The organism is Saccharomonospora iraqiensis subsp. paurometabolica YIM 90007 (assembly GCF_000231035.2).
GTDB classification, from domain to species: domain Bacteria; phylum Actinomycetota; class Actinomycetes; order Mycobacteriales; family Pseudonocardiaceae; genus Saccharomonospora; species Saccharomonospora paurometabolica.
On the sequence record NZ_KI912190.1, the window covers coordinates 1 to 1,123 of the forward strand.

The 1,123-nt window shown below is 75.9% G+C and carries 1 protein-coding gene; it reads right to left on the minus strand.

The genetic code is table 11. From position 1 onward, the window contains the following. The coding region (locus SACPADRAFT_RS24805; protein WP_007027691.1) for a GAF domain-containing protein at positions 1–1,006 on the minus strand (1,006 nt) is incomplete at its 3' end. Between the last annotated feature and the right edge of the window lie 117 nt (positions 1,007–1,123).

The following is a 1,123-nucleotide window of genomic DNA, read 5'->3' on the forward strand; positions in this document are numbered from 1 at the left end:
CCGGACCGGCCGCCCCGGACAGCGGCACCACCGCGGCGGGGCCGAGCCCGGCCGCGGACACCGCGGGATCCTCCGGCAGCGCGGTGGTCAGGTCGGCGAAGAGCCGGGGCGTCCCGTCGCGCATCGTCGCGGCCACCGGATCCTGTCCCCCCACCGGGTCGACCACGAGGTCGTCGAGGCGCTCGGCCCGCTCCCCCGTGGCCACGCTGACCGACACCACCTCGGCCGTCTCCTCGGCGGCCAGCAGGATCATCGTGTCCGGCGCCCCGGCCAGCTCGCGCACCCGGTGCACCACGAGCTCCAGGGTGTCGTGCACCGAGGCCCCGCCGAGCAGCTCGCCGTCGATCTCGGCGACCGCCTCCAGCCAGCGTTCGCGGGTCCGGGACCGCTCGAACAGCCGGGCGTTGTCCACGGCCACCCCCGCCGCGGCGGCCAGCGCCCGCAGCACCACCTCGTCGTCGGCGGTGAACTCGGCACCGCCGCGCTTCTCGGTGAGGTAGAGGTTGCCGTACACGGTGTCCCGGATCCGCACCGGCACCCCGAGGAAGCTGCGCATCGGCGGGTGGTGCGGGGGGAAACCCACCGACGCCGGGTGCCGGGTGAGATCCGCCAGGCGCACCGGGCGCGGGTCGTCGATGAGCAGGCCGAGCAGGCCGCGCCCCTCGGGCAGGTGGGTCATCCGCGCGCGGGTCTGGGCGTCGATGCCGGAGTACACGAACCGGGCGAGGCCGCCGTGGTCGTCGAGCACCCCGAGGGCGCCGTAGCGGGCGTCGACCAGCTCGGTGGCGGCCTGCACGATCCGCTGCAGCGTGGAGTCGAGTTCCAGTCCGGAGGCCACGGCGAGCACCGCGTCCAGCAACCCCTGCAGCCGGTCGCGGGTGTCCACGATCTCGCCGATCCGGTCGCGCACCTCGTGCAGCAGTTCGTCCAGACGCAGCCCGGACAGTGCCGGGGTACCGGGACGGTCTCCCCCGGACCTGCCGCCCGCCGGGTCCTCCACTGGCATCGGCGCCTCTCCGCTCGTCACCACGAACGGTATTCCCCGCCGGGGGCGGCCTCAAGCGGGCGCGGTCGCGCCGCGCGCGTCCTCGCCCCGGCCCGCCGAGCCCACGACCAGCAGGAC